Annotated in this window: 20 protein-coding genes; 4 read left to right on the top strand and 16 right to left on the bottom strand. The window is 38.4% G+C overall.

Annotated features, from left to right (window positions below):
- Window positions 1-21 precede the first annotated feature (21 nt).
- A complete protein-coding gene (locus tag QPK98_RS11435) occupies window positions 22-1,620 on the bottom strand; it encodes an ATP-dependent DNA ligase (protein WP_310993508.1) in 1,599 nt (532 codons plus the stop codon).
- Window positions 1,617-2,681, bottom strand: coding sequence for a ligase-associated DNA damage response exonuclease (locus tag QPK98_RS11430; RefSeq protein WP_310993507.1), 1,065 nt, complete (start codon window positions 2,679-2,681; stop codon window positions 1,617-1,619). Before QPK98_RS11430 ends, QPK98_RS11435 begins: the two co-directional genes overlap by 4 nt.
- A 208-nt stretch (window positions 2,682-2,889) precedes the next feature.
- Here QPK98_RS11430 and QPK98_RS11425 point away from each other — a divergent pair, with 208 nt between their 5' ends.
- Window positions 2,890-3,318, top strand: coding sequence for a tellurite resistance TerB family protein (locus QPK98_RS11425; protein WP_310993506.1), 429 nt, complete (start codon window positions 2,890-2,892; stop codon window positions 3,316-3,318).
- Between the two features lie 86 nt (window positions 3,319-3,404).
- On the opposite strand, the gene fbp is transcribed toward QPK98_RS11425, so the two are convergent.
- Entirely contained in the window at window positions 3,405-4,415 is a 1,011-nt protein-coding gene (gene fbp, locus QPK98_RS11420) for a class 1 fructose-bisphosphatase (RefSeq protein ID WP_310993505.1), read from the bottom strand.
- A gap of 379 nt (window positions 4,416-4,794) precedes the next feature.
- Here fbp and QPK98_RS11415 point away from each other — a divergent pair, with 379 nt between their 5' ends.
- The 3 genes from QPK98_RS11415 (at window position 4,795) to QPK98_RS11405 (ending at window position 8,534) form a co-directional block, all read left to right on the top strand.
- Entirely contained in the window at window positions 4,795-5,271 is a 477-nt protein-coding gene (locus tag QPK98_RS11415) for a GNAT family N-acetyltransferase (RefSeq protein ID WP_310993503.1), read from the top strand.
- A gap of 9 nt (window positions 5,272-5,280) precedes the next feature.
- Window positions 5,281-6,537, top strand: a complete 1,257-nt coding sequence (locus QPK98_RS11410; RefSeq protein WP_310993501.1) for an aspartate kinase — start codon at window positions 5,281-5,283, stop codon at window positions 6,535-6,537.
- Window positions 6,538-6,677: 140 nt separating this feature from the next.
- The gene (locus QPK98_RS11405; RefSeq protein WP_310993500.1) at window positions 6,678-8,534 is read left to right on the top strand and encodes a GNAT family N-acyltransferase; all 1,857 of its coding nucleotides are present in this window, start codon (window positions 6,678-6,680) and stop codon (window positions 8,532-8,534) included.
- 395 nt (window positions 8,535-8,929) lie between these two features.
- On the opposite strand, the gene QPK98_RS11400 is transcribed toward QPK98_RS11405, so the two are convergent.
- The 13 genes from QPK98_RS11400 to porW all read right to left on the bottom strand — a co-directional run bounded on the left by QPK98_RS11400 (window position 8,930) and on the right by porW (window position 20,649).
- Window positions 8,930-9,289 carry a TM2 domain-containing protein gene (locus tag QPK98_RS11400; RefSeq protein WP_310993499.1) on the bottom strand — a complete coding sequence of 120 codons (360 nt, stop codon included), beginning with the start codon at window positions 9,287-9,289 and terminating at the stop codon, window positions 8,930-8,932.
- A gap of 84 nt (window positions 9,290-9,373) precedes the next feature.
- Entirely contained in the window at window positions 9,374-10,312 is a 939-nt protein-coding gene (locus QPK98_RS11395) for a 2-hydroxyacid dehydrogenase (protein WP_310993498.1), read from the bottom strand.
- Window positions 10,313-10,384: 72 nt separating this feature from the next.
- Window positions 10,385-10,900 (bottom strand): hypothetical protein, encoded by a 516-nt coding sequence (locus QPK98_RS11390; protein WP_310993497.1) that lies wholly within the window; start codon window positions 10,898-10,900, stop codon window positions 10,385-10,387.
- A gap of 454 nt (window positions 10,901-11,354) precedes the next feature.
- Window positions 11,355-12,230 carry an ATP synthase F1 subunit gamma gene (gene atpG / locus QPK98_RS11385; protein WP_310993496.1) on the bottom strand — a complete coding sequence of 292 codons (876 nt, stop codon included), beginning with the start codon at window positions 12,228-12,230 and terminating at the stop codon, window positions 11,355-11,357.
- A gap of 29 nt (window positions 12,231-12,259) precedes the next feature.
- Window positions 12,260-12,595 (bottom strand): four helix bundle protein, encoded by a 336-nt coding sequence (locus QPK98_RS11380; RefSeq protein WP_310993495.1) that lies wholly within the window; start codon window positions 12,593-12,595, stop codon window positions 12,260-12,262.
- Window positions 12,596-12,667: 72 nt separating this feature from the next.
- Window positions 12,668-14,248, bottom strand: coding sequence for a F0F1 ATP synthase subunit alpha (gene atpA / locus QPK98_RS11375; RefSeq protein ID WP_310993494.1), 1,581 nt, complete (start codon window positions 14,246-14,248; stop codon window positions 12,668-12,670).
- Window positions 14,249-14,316: 68 nt separating this feature from the next.
- Entirely contained in the window at window positions 14,317-14,853 is a 537-nt protein-coding gene (gene atpH, locus QPK98_RS11370; protein WP_310993493.1) for an ATP synthase F1 subunit delta, read from the bottom strand.
- 71 nt (window positions 14,854-14,924) lie between these two features.
- The gene (locus QPK98_RS11365) at window positions 14,925-15,416 is read right to left on the bottom strand and encodes a F0F1 ATP synthase subunit B (RefSeq protein WP_310993491.1); all 492 of its coding nucleotides are present in this window, start codon (window positions 15,414-15,416) and stop codon (window positions 14,925-14,927) included.
- A 77-nt stretch (window positions 15,417-15,493) separates the two neighbouring features.
- On the bottom strand, window positions 15,494-15,697 hold the full coding sequence (atpE, locus tag QPK98_RS11360; protein WP_310993489.1) for an ATP synthase F0 subunit C: 204 nt from the start codon (window positions 15,695-15,697) through the stop codon (window positions 15,494-15,496).
- A 34-nt stretch (window positions 15,698-15,731) separates the two neighbouring features.
- Window positions 15,732-16,823 (bottom strand): F0F1 ATP synthase subunit A, encoded by a 1,092-nt coding sequence (gene atpB / locus QPK98_RS11355; RefSeq protein ID WP_310993487.1) that lies wholly within the window; start codon window positions 16,821-16,823, stop codon window positions 15,732-15,734.
- 518 nt (window positions 16,824-17,341) lie between these two features.
- Window positions 17,342-17,563, bottom strand: coding sequence for an AtpZ/AtpI family protein (locus QPK98_RS11350; RefSeq protein ID WP_310993485.1), 222 nt, complete (start codon window positions 17,561-17,563; stop codon window positions 17,342-17,344).
- Window positions 17,564-17,573: 10 nt separating this feature from the next.
- On the bottom strand, window positions 17,574-18,050 hold the full coding sequence (locus tag QPK98_RS11345) for a bactofilin family protein (protein WP_310993484.1): 477 nt from the start codon (window positions 18,048-18,050) through the stop codon (window positions 17,574-17,576).
- Between the two features lie 49 nt (window positions 18,051-18,099).
- Window positions 18,100-20,649 carry a type IX secretion system periplasmic lipoprotein PorW/SprE gene (porW, locus tag QPK98_RS11340; RefSeq protein ID WP_310993483.1) on the bottom strand — a complete coding sequence of 850 codons (2,550 nt, stop codon included), beginning with the start codon at window positions 20,647-20,649 and terminating at the stop codon, window positions 18,100-18,102.
- Window positions 20,650-20,786: the final 137 nt, after the last annotated feature.

The raw sequence follows: 20,786 nt of genomic DNA, 5'->3' as shown, positions 1-20,786 counted from the left end.
GTAATTCCAGACCTACTGTAATTACTTCGGAATCAATGCCTTTAAATCATCGAGCGTATTCGCTTCCTCAATTGGTTTATCTTTTCGCCATCTTAAAATTCTTGGAAAACGGGTGGCGATCCCGCTTTTATGGCGACTGCTTTCGGCAATTCCCTCAAAGGCAATTTCAAAAACGTGATGTGGGGTTACGCTTCGCACCGGGCCAAAACGCTCCAAGGTGTTTTTCTTTATCCAGGCATCAACCTTTCTGAATTCCGCATCGGTCAAGCCGGAATAGGCCTTCGCAAATGTTACTAACTCGCCTTCGTTCCAAAGCCCAAATGTATAATCTGTATATAAATTTGCACGCCTTCCGTGACCGCGCATCGCATACGTTAAAACGGCGTCAATTGTAAAGGGATCGACTTTCCATTTCCACCAGTCACCTTTTTTTCTTCCTACCAGATAAGGTGAATCTTTTCGCTTTAACATCAGGCCTTCGCTGCGTTTTTCCCGGGAACGAGCGCGCTCGGCGGCGGCGTCCTCCCAAGTTTCAAAATTCATTGTTTCGCTTAAATACAAGCCAATTTCATTGGAATTAATATTTTGAACCAATCCATCCAAAATCGCTCTTCGTTCTGAAAATGGTTTTTGACGGATGTCCTCACCCTGCCATTCCAAAATGTCGTAAGCATTTAAAATTACGGGTGTTTTCTTGAGAAGTGCCTTTGAAAGATTCTTTCGCCCAATTCTGGTCTGCAACGCATTGAAATTGCCTATTTTGCCTTCACCAAATGGCAAGATTTCACCATCTATTACCGTTCCATTGGGAACCGCTTTTAAAAAATTCTGAAACTCCGGATATTTATCCGTGACTAATTCTTCGCCTCGTGACCAGATGAAAACCTCATCATTCCTGATAATTATCTGACTTCTAATCCCGTCCCATTTATGTTCAAAGCTCCAATCTGAAATAGCGCCCAAATCCTCTTGAAAATTAGCTTCAACGGCATAGGCCAAATAAAACGGATAGGGTTTGCTGAGGTAGTCCTCCTCGTTTGTCTCGAGAATTAATTTTTCAAAGGTGGTTGTTTCAGGCGTCCAATTGCCCATTAACTTATAGGCTAGAATATCCTCATCAATTTCGGTTGCCTTGGATAGTGCGCGGGTCATCAATTTTTGGCTTACCCCTATCCTAAAACTTCCTGTTATGATTTTATTGAATACAAAACGTTCAAAATAATTCAGTGTCAACCAATTATCGTGGAGGTATTTCTTTTTTCCCTCTTCGGGAAGCGTTCGAAGTTCAATTATTTCAGAAACAAATTTAGAAAGCGACTTAGAGGTTGCTTCGCTACGCTCGCAACTTGGTAAGATTAAGGCAATCGTTTCTGCTAAATCCCCAACAATATGATAACTTTCCTCAAAAAGCCAAAGCGGAATTCCGCTGATTTCCGTGGCCCATTGTCGAAGCAATGTAGTGTTTACCGGACGTTTTGGACGACGATGCGAAAGAATGGCAATGGTCCAAAGTTTATCATCCTCGTTCGCATTTTGAAAATAGGCGGTGAGCGCCGCGATCTTTTCATTGGTCTTATTGGTGCTGTCCAGTTTTTTTATGAGTTGGGCAAAGTGTTTCATAATCCCCCACCCTCAGTACCTCCTCCCGAGGGAGAGGGAAGTTTAACATCTATATCACTCTTTTTTTGTTCTGCAGATTCTTCTTCATATTGGGTTTTTTCGGTTCTAGCGTCGTATCCTAATTCTTCTCTTAAATAGCGGGAAAAAATATCAGTATAGCCGTGGGTAGCAATTATTTTTTCGCAACCCGTGGCATCAATTGCAGCGAGCAAGCCTTCCCAATCTGCATGGTCGCTCAATACAAAACCCCGATCTATTGCCCTTCTTCTTCGCGCGCCTCGAAACGTCATCCAACCACTGGCAGATGCGGTAACATAAGGCACAAACCTTCTAATCCACGTGCTGCCGTGCGTACTTGGCGGAGCTAAAACAATACTTCCTTTAATTTTTTTTTTGAGTGTTTCGCGGGTAATTAAGGTGGTTTCGGGCAAATTGTAATTTGAACGGATTACCTCAGTCATATTTTCCACAGCACCGTGGGTATAGATTGAGCCGATTGAAGTATCTAAATGCTTCAACAGCCGTTGTGCTTTTCCCAAACTGTATCCAAAAAGAATCGAAGTTTTTCCTTCGTTTTTATTGGTTGCCCACCATTCGTTTATATCCTTAAAGACTTCGGTTTGGGGCATCCATTTAAAAGCGGGAAGACCAAAAGTACATTCGGTAATAAAGGTATGGCATTTTATGGGTTCAAAAACTTCGGACAAGCCATCATCTTCGGTTTTAAAATCGCCTGTAAAAACCCATACCTCGCCCTTATATTCCACCCGAACCTGCGAAGAAGCAACTATATGGCCTGCCGGATGTAATGAGAATTTTACTCCGTTTATAGTAAATGTTTCATTCCATTTTTTTCCACTCACTTCTATCTCCCCCAAACGGTGTTTTATAATAGAAACATTATTATTATGTGTAATATACTGTTTATGGCCCCAACGACTGTGATCTGCATGGCCGTGGGTTACGATACATTTAGCAACAGGCCGCCAAGCATCGATATATACATCGGCTTGTTGGCAATAAATCCCTTTATCGTTAAAGATTAAAAGAGGTTGTTTCATTTATATTCTTTCCATTTTCAGCTTAAAAATACTGAATGGAAAGAAAGTGCTACTAGGAATTAAGATAATTTTATGTTGACTAGTTTCTAAAACAAGTTAAACAAAAGTTGGTTTTGTTATTTCTTTAAGAAATTTCAAGAAGTATATAAATAGAATGTATTTCGATGTCTGCAATTTCCTATATTTGTAATTTAATTCAAACCAAATTATGTCATTTACAGATCTTTTTGAAAGCGGGGAGCACTCCCGAAATTTAGGACATTTTGCATCCATCGCAAATATTGCATCGGTTGATGGGCAAGTGAATCCCGAAGAGGAAAAATTATTAAAACGCTTTGCTCGAAAGCTTAATATTGCTGAAGATGAGTACATTGCTGTTTTAAAAGACCCAAACAAATACCCTATAAACCCACCAAATAATTCGGAGCGGCGTTTAGAACGTATCCACGATCTTTTTGAAATGGTTTTTGCAGATAATGAAATTGACGACCACGAACGTTTCCTTATTGAACGATATGCTATCGGTCTTGGTTATGATACAGAAACCGCCCAGCATCTTATAAAGCGTTCCATTGAAATTTACAGTGGTGGACTAGGTCTTGAAGATTACAGATATTTATTGAACAAGAAGCAATAAAAATACAATCATACCTTATTATAACACAAAAAGCTCCTTTTGGAGCTTTTTTATTTCTTAAGTTTTCTTCAATTTCACTTTAAAGTCTATTCAACAGATTTTTTCATAAACTCTTCCGCTTTTTCTACCATTTTTGTACTTCCGCAGAAAAAAGGAACACGTTGATGCAAGGTAGTAGGCTGGATGTTCAGAATACGTTCAAAACCATTGCTCGCCTTTCCTCCGGCTTGTTCAGCAATCATTGCCATTGGATTACACTCGTACAAAAGCCGAAGTTTTCCATCTTTATTTTTTGAAGTGTTTGGGTATATATAAATGCCACCCTTGATCATATTTCTATGGATATCTGACACTAAAGACCCTATATAACGCGACGTGTACGGACGATCACCTTCTTCTTTTTGACAATATTTAATATAATCTTTTACGCCTTGTGGAAAATGAACATAGTTTCCTTCATTTACAGAATAAATATTTCCTGTTTCTGGAAAAGTCATCGCAGGGTGCGATAAATAATAGGTGCCAATAGCAGGGTTTAATGTAAAGCCATTAACGCCATGACCCGTTGTATAAACAATCATCGTTGAGGTGCCATAAACTATATAACCAGCCGCTACTTGGTTTATACCGGGCTGAAGAAAATCTTCAATCGTAACCGGTGTACCCGAAGGAGTTACCCGTCTATAAACTGAAAATATTGTACCTACCGAAACATTTACATCTATATTTGATGAGCCGTCTAAGGGATCAATGAGTACAACGTATTTGTTGTCGTTTTTCTGGTTTCTACCTTTTATGGTAATAAAATCATCTTCCTCCTCACTTGCAATGCCGCAGACAATCTCACGATTGGTAAGGGTGTTGATAAACACATCGTTGGCAAAAACGTCAAGCTTTTGTTGGTCTTCACCTTGAACATTGGTGTCACCTGCCGCGCCCAAAATATCTACCAATCCGGCTTTATTCACTTTGTGGTTTACTACTTTTGCAGCCAAACGGATGGAGTTGATTAGCCGCGAAAGCTCTCCGGACGAGTATTTAAACTCACTTTGATTTTCTATTATAAACTCGCCGAGGGATTGATTTATTTTTGCCATGGGATTGATAAGATTCCTGAATTTCACGCAAATATCGGGAATTTTAGGAAATTGAACCGATATTTGTCAAAGGAAAACCAAATTGAAGTTGAAAAGCAATGTTACTTTCAATTGCTATCGCCTTACCATATTTTTGGGAATAGTAAAAAAAGGCTCTAGTTTAAAACAGCTATTATGTTAGGTATTTAAAATTTTTGGTATTTTTTCACCCTTTAGGGGCGGGGTAAAAACAAAATGCCGAAAATCCGATTATTTTTACCCTATCCCTAAGGGAATAATCAGATTTTCTCCATTCAGACCAACTTGAAACCCTTGTGTTTTTATATGGAACATTGAAATCAACGCTAGAATAAACTAGAGCCTAAAAAAAATTAAAATAATGAAGATAAGGAAAGCTGTTAAAAACGATATGCCTCAAGTTCTGGAGCTTATCCTAGAACTGGCTATTTTTGAAAATGAGCCCGATGTAGTTGATGTAAATGTTGCAGATTTAGAGCGGGAAGGCTTTGGTGAAAATCCATTGTTCAATTGCTTTGTAGCCGAAATAGACGATGAAATTGTTGGAGCCGCTTTGTTTTATTATCGTTTTTCAACCTGGAAAGGGAGAATGCTTCATCTGGAAGATCTTATTGTAAAGGAAGCCAATCGCGGTAACGGAATTGGCGAGGCTCTGTATAAACAGGTTATGCAATTTGCCGATGATCGCGGTTTAAAACGCGTGGCGTGGGATGTACTTGACTGGAACACTGGAGCTATTCGATTTTATGAGCGAAGTGGCGCAAAACTAATGCAAGACTGGCGGGTTGTGCATATGGACCAAGAGGGATTAAAACAGTATTTAAAACCTAAATCTTAGAAAGAATAGATGAAAATTTTCAAGTTTGGCGGTGCCTCCACAAAGGATGCTGCAAGTATAAAGAATGTAGTTTCGGTTATTAAGCAGTGTGATGAAAAGAGTTTGGTGGTCGTTATTTCTGCAATGGGAAAAACCACTAATGCTCTAGAAGCAGTAATAACCGATTATTTTTCCAAAGAAAAGAACATAGAACAGTCTTTAAGTACCGTTTATGATTTTCATTATAAAATTCTTATTGACCTATTTTCCTCAACAGCACACCCTATTTTTGCGGAACTCGACAAAATATTCAAGAAGCTGAAGTATTTTCTCAAAACCAATAAATCTAAAAATCACGCATTTGTTTATGACCAAGTAGTCTCGTATGGCGAAATAATTTCCTCAACAATTATCGCTGTATATTTTGCTGAAAATGGCATTCCAAACACTTGGATAGACGCTCGAAAGTGTATAAAAACTGACGCTAACTTCCGCGACGCCAGTGTTGATTGGACAAGGACACAACAAAAAATAACCAAAAGGGTAAACGCCAATCAAATTTGTATTACCCAAGGATTTTTAGGTGCTGAATACAATAATAATTTTACAACAACCCTTGGGCGGGAGGGTAGTGATTATACCGCAGCTATTTTTGCCTATTGCCTAAACGCTGAAAGTGTGACTATATGGAAAGATGTGCCAGGAGTGTTAAATGCAGATCCGCGTTATTTTGATCATACCCAACTTTATAATCATATATCGTATCGCGAAGCAATTGAGTTGGCTTTTTATGGGGCTTCAGTAATTCACCCAAAAACATTGCAACCCTTGCAACGCAAGGAAATACCGCTTTATGTTAGGTCTTTTATCAACCCCACCGCTCCAGGAACCTGCGTTGGCAAAGGAGCCACCTTAGACCCAATGGTTTCGAGTTTTATCTTAAAAACCAATCAGATATTGATTTCTTTGTCTTCTCTAGATTTTTCGTTTATGATGGAAGACAATATTGGCGATGTTTTTAAGCTGCTCCATACGTATAAAATGAAGGTAAATCTTATTCAAAATTCCGCCATTAGTTTTTCTGTCTGCGTAGATAATAAATTCAACAACCTAGAGCCGCTATTAGCTAAGCTTCGCGAAAATTATAGCGTGAAGTGGAATGAAAACGTAACCCTATACACCATTCGTCATTTTAATCCAGCCGAAGTAAAAGCACTTGCAGAAAACAAGAATATTCTTTTAAAACAGGAAAGCAAGGAGACAGTTCAGTTAGTTATTAAAACCTAATAACTAGCTATTTTAACAAGTCGTGCTAATTGCTTTTTAAGGGATAGTTCGCACCTTTAGGAAGGACATTGATTAATTTGTGTAAAATTTATCATTGATGTTTCCTTATCTTTGTCTAACAATATCAACCAAACCGTTTCATGGGATTAGTCAACGCTAAGGAAGTTGCACAAGCAATAAATATCGATAAATTTGGCTTTTTGGGCACCTTCATGGGTTGGTCGTTAATGAAAATCCTCAGTATTTCAACTCTCAATAAAATTTACGATAGAAACAAACATTTAAGTGACTTAGAGTTTATAAATGCCCTGCTCGACGAATTTCAAATTAATTTTGAAGTCCATGAAGAAGATCTCAGGCGAATACCAAAAACAGGACCTTTTATAACCATTTCTAACCATCCTCTTGGTGGAATTGACGGGATCCTTTTATTAAAATTACTACTTGAGCATCGACCAGACTTTAAGATTGTTGCAAACTTTTTACTACATAGAATAGAGCCATTAAAGCCATTCGTTATGCCCGTAAATCCGTTTGAAGAAAGGAAGGATGTAAAATCTAGTGTATTAGGTTTAAAAACTGCTCTTAAACATTTACAGGATGGTCATCCGTTGGGTATTTTCCCTGCGGGAGAAGTTTCTACCTATAAAGATGGCAGGTTACTGGTTGACAAACCTTGGGAAGATTCTGCCATGAAGCTTATTAAAAAAGCCAAAGTACCAGTTGTACCCATCTATTTTCACGCTAAAAACAGCAAGTTATTTTACCGTTTGGCCAAAATGAGCGATACCTTGCGCACTGCAAAATTACCTTCGGAATTACTCACTCAAAAAGAGCGTTTAATAAAAGTACGTGTTGGTAAAGCTATTTCTGTAACCGACCAAAAGGAGCATGACTCCTTACCTATGTTTACCGATTTCCTTCGAAGAAAAACATATATGCTTTCCAATGTTTATCAGAAGAAAAAACTATTGGATAGCCTTCCAAAAACTTTAAAATTTCCAAAACCACCTAAAAAAATTGCCGGGCCTATTCCGTTAAAATCAATAGAAGCCGAAATTGAAAATTTACGCGTGCGCGGCAAACGACTGCTGGTTAGTAAAAACTATGAAGTATTTCTGGCAGAGGCCAACTCAATTCCATACATTATTCAGGAAATAGGGCGGTTACGCGAGATTACATTTCGGGAAGTTGGAGAAGGCACCAATAATAGCACCGACCTAGATAAATTTGACAGCTACTACCACCACATGTTCCTTTGGGATAACGACGCGAATAGAATAGCAGGCGCCTACCGTATGGGCCTTGGGTCTGAAATATTTACACGTTTTGGAATTGATGGATTTTACCTTCAGGATTTGTTTCGCTTTGAGCCGGAATTGTACGATATGATGAGCGAATCCATTGAAATGGGTCGTGCATTTATTATCAAGGAATATCAACTTAGACCCATGCCATTGTTTCTACTTTGGAAAGGAATTGTTCACACCACCCTACGCTATCCCGAACACCGCTATTTAATTGGCGGCGTTAGCATAAGCAATAAGTTTTCTGAATTTTCAAAAAGTTTGATGATCGAGTTTATGAAATCAAACTATTACGATCCTTATGTAGCACAATTTATAAAGCCCAAAAAAGAATTTAAAGTTAAGTTGAAGGATGCCGATAAGGATTTTATTTTTGATGAAAGTGAAGCAGATCTCAACAAGTTTGATAAAATTATAGACGAAGTTGAACCCGGAAGCCTACGTTTGCCGGTTCTGATAAAAAAATATATTAAACAAAATGCCAAGGTAATAGCCTTTAACGTAGACCCCATGTTTAACAATGCAGTTGATGGCTTAATGTATATACGCATTGCAGATTTACCTGAAAGCACTGTAAAACCTGTTATGGAAGAGTTTCAAGAAGAACTGGAGCAGAAATATTCAGGGAAAGACACTGACAAATTTGATGTGGATAATTCAAAGGCAGATACCAATTCAGATAAAGGATAATTCCTGCTAAATGAAAGCTTCCGCACAAATTTTTTCAAAAATAGCCTGAACAAATAATACCTTGGTAATAAAACTTAAAAGTACGCTCGTAAAAATAGTTTTAGTACTAGTAGTGTCCGATTAAAATATTTAAAAAATCAATTACCTGTATGCTATCAGGCTCTTGAAGCTCTTTGTTAATTTACACCATGCTATTGCATTCACAACTAGGGTTTAATAAGAAAAGGTTATGCTTAATCAACCTAGCCTAATTATCAATCTATTCGGAATCAAGTCTTACGTCTTACGACCTTTAGCGCAGCAATCTTAAGACTGAAGTCTGAGTCGGACACGACTATTTTAGCACTTTAAAAAAGGACTCTAGCGTTTTTTTAACACCAAAGCCCTTATTGAATTTAAAACCAGCCTTTCTTACCTACTTGATAAGTTTGATAAAACTCTTCGTCGCTTTTAGTTAGGTAGATTATGCCTTCAATTAGCGGAATGATTCCACCAATACCACAAGTTACAAAAGTGATTACAATTTGGATAATTCCCTCTTGGGTATAGCCAAGGATGAATTTGTGGATTCCCAAAGAGCCAATAACAATTGCCAAAATACCCGCAAGTATCTTTTTGTTCTCTTGGGTGTGGGTTGCTTGGTTCCAACCTTCCTTAAATTCATTGGCGCTCTTTTTGGCCTGATCTTCAAAGTTATCGGCACCATTGCCTCCTTGTTTTTTCGTACTGTCGTATCCTGAATTTTGCTCTTCCATAAATATAATTAATTAGCTTAAAGTTAATTTTAAAAGTACCTCAAATAGTCAATCGCTACATGAGGTGTTGGCAAAGGTCTAATTTTATTTGAAAGTTCCTATTATTTTTTCAGCAATTACCCGTGCCAGTTTCTCTTTACTTTCTACAGTCCAGCCAGCAATATGCGGACTTAAAACAACATGCTGCATAGCAAACAGCTCTTTTAAAGAATCCGGAAGTTCATCGGACCCAAAAAGGGTTTCAAAAGATAATTTTTCAAACTCCAAAACATCTAGGCCCGCTCCCAATATTTTACCCGATTTTAAGGCTGAAACCAAATGTGCTGTGACAACACTTTTACCCCGTGCTGTATTTATTAGAAAAAAGGGCTTTGAAAATGAATTGATAAATTTTGAATCTACCATCTTATCGGTTTGTGGTGTCCATGGGGTATGAAGGCTTAGCACATCAATTTTTTCCTGAAGCTCTTGTAAAGAAACCTGTTTGGCGTCTGCATTACCTACGTTCTCCTGAATGTCATAACAAAGCACTTCACAATCAAAGCCTCTAAGTTTTTTAGCAAAAGCCTTTCCCATATTACCGTAACCGATAATGCCAACGGTTTTTCCTTCCAGTTCCAATCCGCGGTTTGCTTCACGGTTCCACAAGCCGCTTTTAACCTCTTTATCGGCATTAATTAGGTTATTGAACAACGAAAGCAGCATTCCAAGCGCATGTTCACCTACGGCGTTTCTATTCCCTTCTGGAGCGGCAAATAATTTTATACCGAGTTTGGTTGCGTATTCCGTATCAATGCTTTCCAGTCCGGCACCAACCCGGGCAATAAATTTTAGGTTTTTGGCAGCATCGAGAAATTGTTTGTCTATGTTAAAACGACTTCTAATTACAATTCCGTCATAATCTGAAATGATTTTCTCTATTTCAGATTTTGAAGCTTTATAGTTTTCTTCATTTGCAAAACCGGCTTCCTTTAGCATATTCAACAATAAAGGATGGTTGTTATCTAAGTGAAGAATTTTCATGTTCGGAAGGTTTAATACCTACAAGGAGATTGCTTGGTGCCTCGCAATGACACCTTGCAGGAGGATTTCAGTTTATTCGTGAATGTTAGGATTTGCTTGCGGATAAGGAATCATTCGTTTTTCCGAAAGTTCTGAGATCTTATAATAATTAATTTCACCTTTAAATCGATACTCCACTACCGCTTGGTTGTCTTTCAACTGAAACGGAAATGCCTTTTCCGGTGTGTTCTGCGCTTCCTTAATAGGATCCGCATCCATAATTGTATCGGGCTTGCCTTCGTTTTCAAAATTAGCCACGTATCGGTTCGGTTGCTTATTCTTTTCCTTGGCTGCCTTTATTTGGTTTCTAAAGTAAATATTTTGAATTTCAACCTTTGGGGCCATATCCTTAAAAACAATATGCACATCGGTACCCGAACCTCCGTCCTGAACGCCAGCGACCCATTCTTGGAAATAGGCCTCGGTAATTTTAAACGGCGGATTTTGCACCAGTGATTTTTTAGTGTTCGTGTTTTGCGCTCCACCACAGTTAGAAAGGCTAAAAAGCAGGATGGGCAAGGTCAATATAATAGTTATGGTTTTCATCATTGTTTTCATTCCCGAAATTTACAAATAATATTGAACAATATACCAAACAGGGGTTTCAGATCTCTAGGTTTGGATGTTCTGAGAATTTGAAAGTAAGGCGTAAACCCACAGGAGTGGATGGTAAGGCCGCTATTGTTGTTTATTCGGGTGTTGTTTGAAGTGAAAAGTTCCCCGAAAGGGAAGTCTTGTTTGAAATAAAGAACTCAAAATGTGGCAATTCCTAAAGCACCGAAATCGTCTTGGCTATTGGTAGTGGTAGGATACGGCGCAACAGAAAGCAGAAACGAGAAACCGATGAATAACTTTTTCATCTTAGAAATTTCGAATATGAAAATAGAAAAAATATGAAGTACTAAAAAACCCTGTCAAAGTTTTAAACTTTGACAGGGTTAATAATTATCTCTATAATGCCCAGGTAGCTGAGTGTCCCGAATTAATTCGGGATGTACCGAAGCTATCCGGCCAATGCCTCAGCACCACCAACAATCTCAAGGATTTCATTGGTAATAGCAGCTTGACGTGCTTTGTTGTATTGTAATTTTAACTCATCGCGAAGTTCCGTGGCGTTGTCGGTTGCTTTGTGCATGGCCGTCATACGGGCTCCGTGCTCACTGGCAACGCTATCGCGAAGGGCTTTAAACAACTGTGTTTTTAAGCTTTTCGGGATCAAGGCTTCAACTATTTCTTCTTTTGACGGTTCAAAAATGTAAAAAGCATCGTTAGTATCCGCTTTTTGTCCTTCAATGGGTTTTGGCGGTAAAATTGGCAAAAACTGTTCGGTCATTACCAGTTGTGTTGCGGCATTTTTAAAATGGTTATAGATCACAACAATTTTATCGTATTCGCCTTCAGAAAAGAGATCCATAAGTTTTTGAGCGATTTCTGAAGCATTTTCAAAAGAAAGCGCATCAAAAATATCGTTATCATTTTCAATTATGGTTCCAAATCGCTTTAAGATATCATCACCCTTTTTACCAATGGTCATAAAGTCCACTTGTTTGCCAGCGTATGTATCTGCCGCCAAAGCTCTAGCTTGCTTTATGATATTACTGTTAAAAGCGCCCGCCAAACCACGGTTACTGGTTATGGCAACTACCAACACCTTATTTACCTCTCGCTGGTCTGAATATTTGCTTCCGCTATCTTCATCTAGCGTGGCACTCAAATTTTGTAAAAGTTCAGTAAGCTTTTCAGAATAAGGACGCATTGCTGTTATGGCATCCTGCGCCTTTTTCAACTTTGCAGCAGACACCATTTTCATGGCACTGGTAATCTGCATCGTTGAACTCACCGATGTTATTCTGTTTCTAATTTCCTTTAAATTCGCCATTTCACAAGTTATGAGTTATGAGTTATGAGTTATGAGTTTTTGATAATTGAAACCAAAATACGTATTAACTCTTCACACTTATTCATCATTTCATTAGGTACTTCTCTTCCAGTTGCTTCTAATATTTGTAACCAAAACTTGGTTTCATCTGCTTCTTTAAGAGCTATACCAAATTTATTTTTAAAATCTTTTGTACTTACCCCGCGCTGCGCTTCCCTTGTATTTGCACCAATACTTGTTCCGCTTTTAAGTAGTTGAGATGCCAACTCAAAATCCTTATTAGCTTTTAAAACATCACAATACCTTACAATATCACACGCAAATGCAAAACTTTTTATTCTAATTGGACTATCGTTTAATCCCATTTTTTCTGGTTTTGAGTTCAGCGTTAAGAGTTACTATTGCTTTCATAACCCTGAACTCATAACTCATAACTGCTATTTCTTATATTTCGCAGAAAGCTCGCCTGCAACAGTTGTCATTACGTCAATGGTATCATCAGTAAGCTTTCCTGCTTTAAGGGTATCTAAAGTATCTCTATGCTTTACATTTAGCATTTCTAGATAGTCTCTTTCAAATTCCTTAATCTTATCTACAGGAACATCACGCATCAAGTTTTTAGAACCTGCATAGATAACAGCAATTTGATCTTCAACCGTATATGGGTCATTTTCAGATTGCTTTAAAAGCTCTACGTTACGCTTTCCTTTTTCAATCACGTTTAGGGTTGCGGCATCCAAATCTGAACCGAACTTAGCAAAGGCTTCCAATTCACGGAAAGCCGCTTGATCCAGTTTCAAAGTACCTGCAACTTTTTTCATGGATTTAATCTGTGCGTTACCACCCACACGCGATACCGAAATACCTACGTTAATCGCTGGACGAACACCTGCGTTAAACAAATCGCCATCCAAGAAAATCTGCCCATCGGTAATAGAAATTACGTTGGTTGGAATATACGCCGAAACGTCACCCGCTTGCGTTTCAATAATAGGAAGTGCGGTTAATGAACCTCCTCCTTTAACGATTCCTTTGAGTGACTCTGGAAGGTCGTTCATTTCTTTTGCGATACCATCATCGGCAATTACCTTAGCGGCACGCTCCAACAATCTTGAGTGCAAGAAGAAAACGTCTCCAGGATACGCCTCACGTCCTGGTGGACGACGAAGCAATAGTGAAACCTCACGGTATGCCACGGCTTGCTTAGAAAGGTCATCATAAATAATCAATGCCGGACGTCCAGTATCACGGAAGTACTCACCAATAGCAGCTCCTGCAAATGGCGCATAAACCTGCATAGGTGCGGGATCTGATGCGTTTGCAGCAACTATTGTAGTATATGCTAAGGCACCTTTTTCTTCTAATACTTGTGCAATGTTTGCTACAGTTGAAGCTTTTTGCCCAATTGCAACATATATACAATATACAGGCTCGCCTGCGTCATAAAATTCCTTTTGGTTCAAAATGGTATCGATACAAACGGTAGATTTACCTGTTTGACGGTCACCAATAACAAGTTCACGCTGGCCACGGCCCACGGGAATCATAGCATCAATAGACTTAATACCAGTTTGCAATGGCTCGGTTACTGGTTCACGATAAATAACCCCTGGTGCCTTACGCTCCAATGGCATTTCGTAAGTTTCGCCAGTAATTGGGCCTTTACCATCAATAGGTTGCCCCAAGGTATTTACCACACGACCCACAATTCCTTCACCTACATTAAGCGAAGCAATACGCTGAGTACGTTTTACGGTTGAACCTTCCTTAATTTCTTTTGAAGGGCCCAAAAGTACAATCCCTACGTTGTCTTCCTCAAGGTTCAATACAATACCTTCAAGACCACTTTCAAAGGCTACCAATTCGCCGTATTGGGCGTTTGAAAGTCCGTATGCACGTACAATACCGTCACCCACGGTCAACACAGTTCCTACTTCGTCCAGGGAAGCTGTAGCTTCAAAGCCTGAAAGTTGTTCTTTTAATATCGCTGATACTTCAGCTGGTTTTACTTCTGCCATTTTATTTAGATATTAGTCCCGATAGTTATCGGGATAGATTTTAGACGTTAGACTAAATCTAATTTCCTTTAAATTGATTTACTGAATTCTCTCTTTAAATTACTTAATTGATTCGCAATACTTGCGTTGTATTGTATATCGCCCACGCGAAGTACAAATCCGCCAATAATATCTGGATCAATTTCGCTCTTTAGGGTTACTTTATCACTCCCTGTTAACTCTTTTACTTTGGCCATTACTTTTTCTTCTAATGTTGAAGAAAGTGGAACAGCCGTAATAACGGTAGCTACTTTTACACCTTGTTGGTCATTATAAAGACTTACGTAACTTTTAGCTACTTGCTGCAATAAGGTGGTGCGTTGGTTGTTTACAAGCACCTGTATAAGGGCATGGGTAGCTTCTGATTGACTACTGAAAATCTTTAATAAAGCCTCTTTTTTATCCTCGGCTTTTATAACTGGACTTTGAAGCACTGATTGCAATTCTCTACTAGCTTCAATTGTGCTGTAAACAGATTGCATATCGCCAAAAACGACAGCTTGGGTGTTGTTTTCGCTTGCTTTCTGCAAAAGTGACTTTGCGTATCTGATTGCTGCTCTGCTCATATTAATGCCCGCGCAAGCGGGTATCTTTTAATTCTACTTAAATTTTAATTCTTCGGGACCAACTACATCACTTAGTTTAGTTTGGCTTCTCCCAACATGTCATTAACAAGTTTCAATTGTTTATCGCCATCAGAAAGTTCGTGTTTTACCACTTTCTCGGCAATTTCCAAGGAAAGACCTGCTACGGTTTGTTTCATTTCGGCAATTGCGGCTTTCTTTTCACCTTCAATTGCGGTTTGCGCCTGCTCTACCATTTTATCGGCTTCAGATTTTGCATCTTCTTTTGCTTCTGCAATCATCTTTGCCTTAATTTCACGTGCTTCCTTCATCATAGTCTCGCGCTCTGCACGCGCTTCCTGAAGCAACCTTTCATTATCGGCATGTAGGTTTTCCATTTCCAATCTTGCCTTTTCGGCAGCTGCCAAGGCATCGTTAATAGAAGTTTCGCGAGTTCTAACCGCTCCTAGAATTGGTTTCCAAGCAAATTTGCGTAAAAGAAATAATAGAATTAAAAATATTAAGGTGGTCCATAATATTAAACTCTCTGGTGCTACTATATTCATCTGATAATTTTTTTAAAAGCTTTTTTGTTTAAAACAACATTTCGTAGCCAACCGCCACGAAATGTTGTGTTTTAAAATTAGGCAATCAATGCCACAACCACTGCGAAAAGTGCAACACCCTCAATAAGGGCTGCTGCAATAATCATTGCGGTTTGAATTTGTGCAGAGGCTTCTGGCTGTCTAGCCATTGCATCCATTGCGGATCCACCGATTTTACCGATACCGAAACCGGCACCTATTACGGCTAATCCTGCTCCTACTGCTGCTAATGTTCCTGTCATAACTGAAACTTTTTTAAAAATAATTAAACAAAAATTAATGATGCTCCTCTACTGCTTGGCCAATAAACAGGGCTGCAAGTAATGTAAACACATAAGCTTGAAGTGCGGCAACTAAAAGTTCCAGCACACTCATGAAGAGTACAAATACTATTGACACCGGCGAAATAGCGGCAGTTTCGAAAATAAAAATCAAGCCTACTAAGCTCAAAATTATAATATGCCCCGCAGTAATGTTCGCAAATAAACGAACCATTAACGCAAAGGGTTTTGTAAACATCCCAATAATTTCAATTGGGATCATAATGGGGTATAATATATAAGGTACGTCTGGCGTAAGAATATGTTTCCAGTAATATTTATTACCACTAAATATGGTAATTAGGAATACAATCAAGGCCATTATCATCGTGAAAATGATATTCCCGGTTACGTTTCCACTAAAAGGGAAAAATGGAATAAGACCAATTAGGTTGTTTAACCAGATAAAGAAAAATATGGTTAAGAGCAACGGCATGTATTTTTGGTATTTTGAAGTACCAATGTTTGGAATGGCAATTTCGTCACGCACAAAAAGTATAACTGGCTCCAAGAAACCTGAAAGCCCTTTTGGTGCCTTTTGATTTTTCTTATAATGACGTGCAGCAAAACCAAAAACAATAAGTAATAGAATAGCAACCAAAAACATAGAAAAGACTGTTTTGGTAATTGAGAAATCCAAGGGTCTGTCTTCATACAGAAACGGGCGCCCCATAGTGCTGGTTTCCTCAAACTTCTGTTGATCAAACTTATCTGCATAAAAAATATGCTCGCGATACCTAACAAATTTATCGCCGTTAGCTTCTACTACTGTGCTTCCGGTATTATCGTGATGAAATTCTGAAGAAGGAAAAACAGTAAGGCCATTATTTGTCCATAAAATAACCGGCAAGGCCAACGTTATTGGATGTCCGTTCCAATCTGCAATATGAAATTCATGCGAATCCCAAACGTGACTGTTAATCAATTCCTTGGGGTCAAAACCTCCCGAATCTTCTTGGGGGTTTGTATCGGATGCGATACCCTGAAGTGGCATTAACAAAAAAACCATAAATGCCAAGCTACCGATAAGTGTTTGAGTAAGCCTCATATGTTAATAACTATAAAAAATTGTACCCGTTAAAATTTGTGCAAAAATACAACTTTTACCCATAAAAAAAAGCGCGAAAGTACTAATGTTTAATTTTTATGAAGTTAACTTCAAACTTCTATCGTAAATATCGCTTCAAAAGCCTCATTGTGAGTAGGATCTCAAGAAAAAGATAAATAAAATAGGGGACGAAAAAAGATACAAAATCCGGTATTTTTGAAACATTTTCCATTTTTATTAATGGAATTAAAAATACTACGGCGACAATCATCTTTAACAAAATGAAACCCATAAATGTTAACCCAATATAATTAGGGAAAATTTTACCAACAAAATAAAGGCCGGTTAGCACCAAAAGGGTGAGTAAAAAATGAAAGAGATAAATAGCCCAGACTGGATAGTAAAAAATGTAATCTGGCGGTAGAATAGCAATCACTACTTTCTGGATAGCAAAAAGTATAAGGCTAATGATTAGTAAGAAAACGGGAATATTATAGTATTTCTGAAGTTTCAATTTCTCAATCTTTATGGTTGATTCTTTCCAGCTGTTTTATTACTGCATATAGCGAAACAAAGACACCTAATAAGGAAAAGACAATAGTAAATGCTGAATATTCATTGGGATACCACTCATCTAGCTTTATGCCAATAAAAACGCCAATACCAATGGTTACACCCATCTGAATAGCTATTCCTGAAAAAATAGCCCATTTTCTGAGACCGTCATTTTTATCTCCCATAAAAATTTAACTAAGCCGTATTTGCGGTAGGTTCGGTAGGTTTTTTAAGGCGTTGTTGCCTATCATAAGGATGTTTCTTAGACGATTTTGGTGTGGTCGCGTTTGTTTGAGCCGCATTCTTTTGTTTTCCATCTTGCATAACACAAGAAGCGTTCATGGTAGCTCCTGGCTCAACGGCAAGTTTACCCACAACAACATCTCCTTTTATTACCGCAGTTGCCCTTAGGCTTAAAGTTCCCGATACTTCAAGGTCGCCCTCAAACCTTCCCTCTATATCGGCATCTTCACAACTAAGCGTCCCGATAATTACACCTGTTTTACCTAAAACTACCTTAGACGGGGTTTTTACATTCCCTTCTATGGTGCCATCAATTCTAAAATATCCGGTAGATGAAACATCTCCTTTTAGATTGGTGCCCTCATTGATTCTATTTTGTGTGGTACTGGGTTCGGCAGTAGCACGTTTTCCTTTTTTATCTGAAAACATAGTGGTAGGTTTTTAGGGTTACAATTCTGTTGTTCGGTCCTTAGTTTTACTATGGCTGCGTATCCATATCTTTCAAATATTCATCCAGGTTTTTATGAATTTGGATAATCTTATAATTTGGAGTAGCTATTTCAAAAAAGGAATGTTTTATTTTATACTTCTTATTTTCATTTAATCCTTCTCCAAAGCCTCGTGCTCCTAAACGAGTATTTAATCCGTGTACAATTACAAGTTTCGTTTCTGGATTGTAATAGTCTACCGAAACTTTCATGTTTGTATAGCGGTAATTTTCTATGGCTTTGCTCAATTCCTCCTTTAGTTTTTCTGCTGCTTCGGTTTCACTGGCGTCGAATTTATACACCAACTTCCAGCTTGTAGCGGCATCGTCTTGCACAAAATCCGATTTTTCCAATTGCGGCAATATTTCGGTAAAAATTTGTTGCGCCTGTTTCCCTTCGTCGCTGCTAGGGTAGTTAAGTGAAACAAAATTAAGTGCCTTCTTATACGCATCAAAACCTTGCTGGCGACCTAATGCCGTTGCTTTTAACAATTCAAACTTAGGAACTATATCATCGCCATTATAGGTAGTAATATACGAATCGGATTTTTGGATTACCTCAGCATACTCAGCCGCTTCAAATTGTTTATACAGTTGTTTATACTTAAATTCAGGACTGGACTCATCGGTTGGCAACTGCGAGTTCGGATTGCGAAGTATTTCGGCATAACGTGTTTCGCCGTGATTGGTTAAAACATCGTTTCTATATTTATCTGCTTCCGTAGCATTCTCTAAAACCTCATAGATTTTCACCAAGTTGTATTTGGAAGGCACAACCAAACGCTCTTCAGGATTAAAAGTAAGTAGTTTCTCCAGTCTGTTTGCGGCGAGCTGATATTCCTTAAATTTTTCCTTGTAGATTAATCCCAATTGATAATATGCAAAATTTCGGTCTTTCCCCAGGCTGTCTATTTCTTTTTCTTCCGTAGGAATACGCGATATGTAGGTTTCTGGTTTGAAAATTTCGTTCTCGTCAATCGGTGTTTCAGCTACAACCTCATCCATATCTTCTAAGGACGAGATTTTATTTGAAAGCCTCCAGTTGTCTTCAAGTTTTCTATCGCCCCATATTTTTCTAAACTCCCCTTTTCCATAGGCCACCGTAGTAGGATTGTAAAAATAAAACGTGCTGCCTTTGTTCGGGCCCGAAGCAGTTTTACCCTTTTCATAGAATTCGTTGTTGGCAATACTTTGTTGTTCTTTAGCAGCTTTTAGGGAATCTCTTACCGCCTTTTCCTTCAATTTTGTAGTGTATTCAGTAAAAAAAGCGAGCTGCTCGGCTTCACTCATTTTTGTCAACCTCAAGATACTATCGTTTGCAGTAGCAATGTCTTCATACTTTATAACATCGTCCAGGTTTTCGCGCTTTTTAGTAATACGACGCCACTGACGGCTATTTTCTTTTAGAAAAGTTAAGGTACTGTCGTAATACGCTCCTGCTTTTTTGTATTCGGCATCGTCAAAATTAATGACTGCTAAGTTTTGGTAATTTACCGACTGTAGAATTCTATCCTGCTTAAAAGACTGTATGGATTTATTGTAATATTTAACCGCGGTGTCTATACTGTCACTCTTGTAGTAATAATCTCCAAATTGGTTGTAGATTCGATCCAAAAACGGGCGGTTCTCACGATTTTTTTCAAGGTCGCGTAAAAGTTCCAAGAAGGCGGTACGATCACCATCTTTATAATCAAAGTTTTTCCCCTTTTCAATATGGGCATTGATTAAATAGGCTCTGGATGTTTTACGGTTCATATCTATTACCTCATCAAAAGCGATATCGGCACTGTCCTTTTGCTCAAGACGATTGTACAATTGGCCTTTTATAAACGTGTAGCGGCCCACCAATTCTTTATCTTTTACATTCTCGGCAGCTATTTTAATATAGTCAAGGGCGGGTTGCAAGCTATCCAGATTTATAAATGCCTGAGCCATCATTGCAGCTCCCTCGGCGGTTTCCTCCTCATTCAAATCGGCATAGTCAAACATCTTCTGAAGGTTCTCAATTGCAAACTCCTCATTTTTTAAACGAATATTGGTTTTTGCCTTCCAAACTTTGGCGACGTTAATACTATTACTGGTTGGGTACCGGTTTAATATGAAGTTAAACGCATCTAAGGCAGGAATAAACCGGCCATCGTAGTAACGCGCTTTCCCAAGTAGTAAGTAGGCTTCATCAATCTGCGGGTTTCGTTCCCTGCCATCAATGTACATGGAGTGTTTTTGAATTGCCTTTGCGGCCTTCTCTTCTGCACGGTTAAAATCGCCGCTATTTGATCTTGAACCCGGTGCTTTTACATCAGGCTCCGCTTCTTCAATTTCAATACGCTCCACTGGAAGTATTTCCCAAAAATTATCGCGAAAACCAGCTGCCAATTGCGCCCTTCCATCTGTAAATGCCAAGTTGCCGTTATAAAGCGTATTAAACTCGGTGGTCACGGCGTGAACATTTCGGTTTAAAAAACTATCTTTTTTACGTGAACAAGCTGCAAAAAATATAACAGTGAGTATAAATAGTGTAAGTTTATATGTGCCCTTCATCTATATTTTATATTCTAGTATTGAATGGAAATTGCCACTTGATAGCCTTTTATTGGTATAAAAAGTTTTTGAGATGGCTGCTTTCAAAATGCTTTCCATTTATATAATATTCTAACTTAAAAGGTTCTATTTTAGTA

Source organism: Aequorivita marina (genome assembly GCF_031631895.2).
GTDB lineage: Bacteria > Bacteroidota > Bacteroidia > Flavobacteriales > Flavobacteriaceae > Aequorivita > Aequorivita marina.
This window is presented reverse-complemented; position numbering and strand designations above follow the sequence as displayed.

What these genes read in the sequence shown, in the direction of transcription:
- QPK98_RS11435 (WP_310993508.1), bottom strand. Translation starts at nt 1,620, where the DNA reads ATGAAACACTTTGCCCAACTCATAAAAAAACTGGACAGCACCAATAAG.
- QPK98_RS11430 (WP_310993507.1), bottom strand. Translation starts at nt 2,681, where the DNA reads ATGAAACAACCTCTTTTAATCTTTAACGATAAAGGGATTTATTGCCAA.
- QPK98_RS11425 (WP_310993506.1), top strand. Translation starts at nt 2,890, where the DNA reads ATGTCATTTACAGATCTTTTTGAAAGCGGGGAGCACTCCCGAAATTTA.
- fbp (WP_310993505.1), bottom strand. Translation starts at nt 4,415, where the DNA reads ATGGCAAAAATAAATCAATCCCTCGGCGAGTTTATAATAGAAAATCAA.
- QPK98_RS11415 (WP_310993503.1), top strand. Translation starts at nt 4,795, where the DNA reads ATGAAGATAAGGAAAGCTGTTAAAAACGATATGCCTCAAGTTCTGGAG.
- QPK98_RS11410 (WP_310993501.1), top strand. Translation starts at nt 5,281, where the DNA reads ATGAAAATTTTCAAGTTTGGCGGTGCCTCCACAAAGGATGCTGCAAGT.
- QPK98_RS11405 (WP_310993500.1), top strand. Translation starts at nt 6,678, where the DNA reads ATGGGATTAGTCAACGCTAAGGAAGTTGCACAAGCAATAAATATCGAT.
- QPK98_RS11400 (WP_310993499.1), bottom strand. Translation starts at nt 9,289, where the DNA reads ATGGAAGAGCAAAATTCAGGATACGACAGTACGAAAAAACAAGGAGGC.
- QPK98_RS11395 (WP_310993498.1), bottom strand. Translation starts at nt 10,312, where the DNA reads ATGAAAATTCTTCACTTAGATAACAACCATCCTTTATTGTTGAATATG.
- QPK98_RS11390 (WP_310993497.1), bottom strand. Translation starts at nt 10,900, where the DNA reads ATGATGAAAACCATAACTATTATATTGACCTTGCCCATCCTGCTTTTT.
- atpG (WP_310993496.1), bottom strand. Translation starts at nt 12,230, where the DNA reads ATGGCGAATTTAAAGGAAATTAGAAACAGAATAACATCGGTGAGTTCA.
- QPK98_RS11380 (WP_310993495.1), bottom strand. Translation starts at nt 12,595, where the DNA reads ATGGGATTAAACGATAGTCCAATTAGAATAAAAAGTTTTGCATTTGCG.
- atpA (WP_310993494.1), bottom strand. Translation starts at nt 14,248, where the DNA reads ATGGCAGAAGTAAAACCAGCTGAAGTATCAGCGATATTAAAAGAACAA.
- atpH (WP_310993493.1), bottom strand. Translation starts at nt 14,853, where the DNA reads ATGAGCAGAGCAGCAATCAGATACGCAAAGTCACTTTTGCAGAAAGCA.
- QPK98_RS11365 (WP_310993491.1), bottom strand. Translation starts at nt 15,416, where the DNA reads ATGAATATAGTAGCACCAGAGAGTTTAATATTATGGACCACCTTAATA.
- atpE (WP_310993489.1), bottom strand. Translation starts at nt 15,697, where the DNA reads ATGACAGGAACATTAGCAGCAGTAGGAGCAGGATTAGCCGTAATAGGT.
- atpB (WP_310993487.1), bottom strand. Translation starts at nt 16,823, where the DNA reads ATGAGGCTTACTCAAACACTTATCGGTAGCTTGGCATTTATGGTTTTT.
- QPK98_RS11350 (WP_310993485.1), bottom strand. Translation starts at nt 17,563, where the DNA reads ATGGGAGATAAAAATGACGGTCTCAGAAAATGGGCTATTTTTTCAGGA.
- QPK98_RS11345 (WP_310993484.1), bottom strand. Translation starts at nt 18,050, where the DNA reads ATGTTTTCAGATAAAAAAGGAAAACGTGCTACTGCCGAACCCAGTACC.
- porW (WP_310993483.1), bottom strand. Translation starts at nt 20,649, where the DNA reads ATGAAGGGCACATATAAACTTACACTATTTATACTCACTGTTATATTT.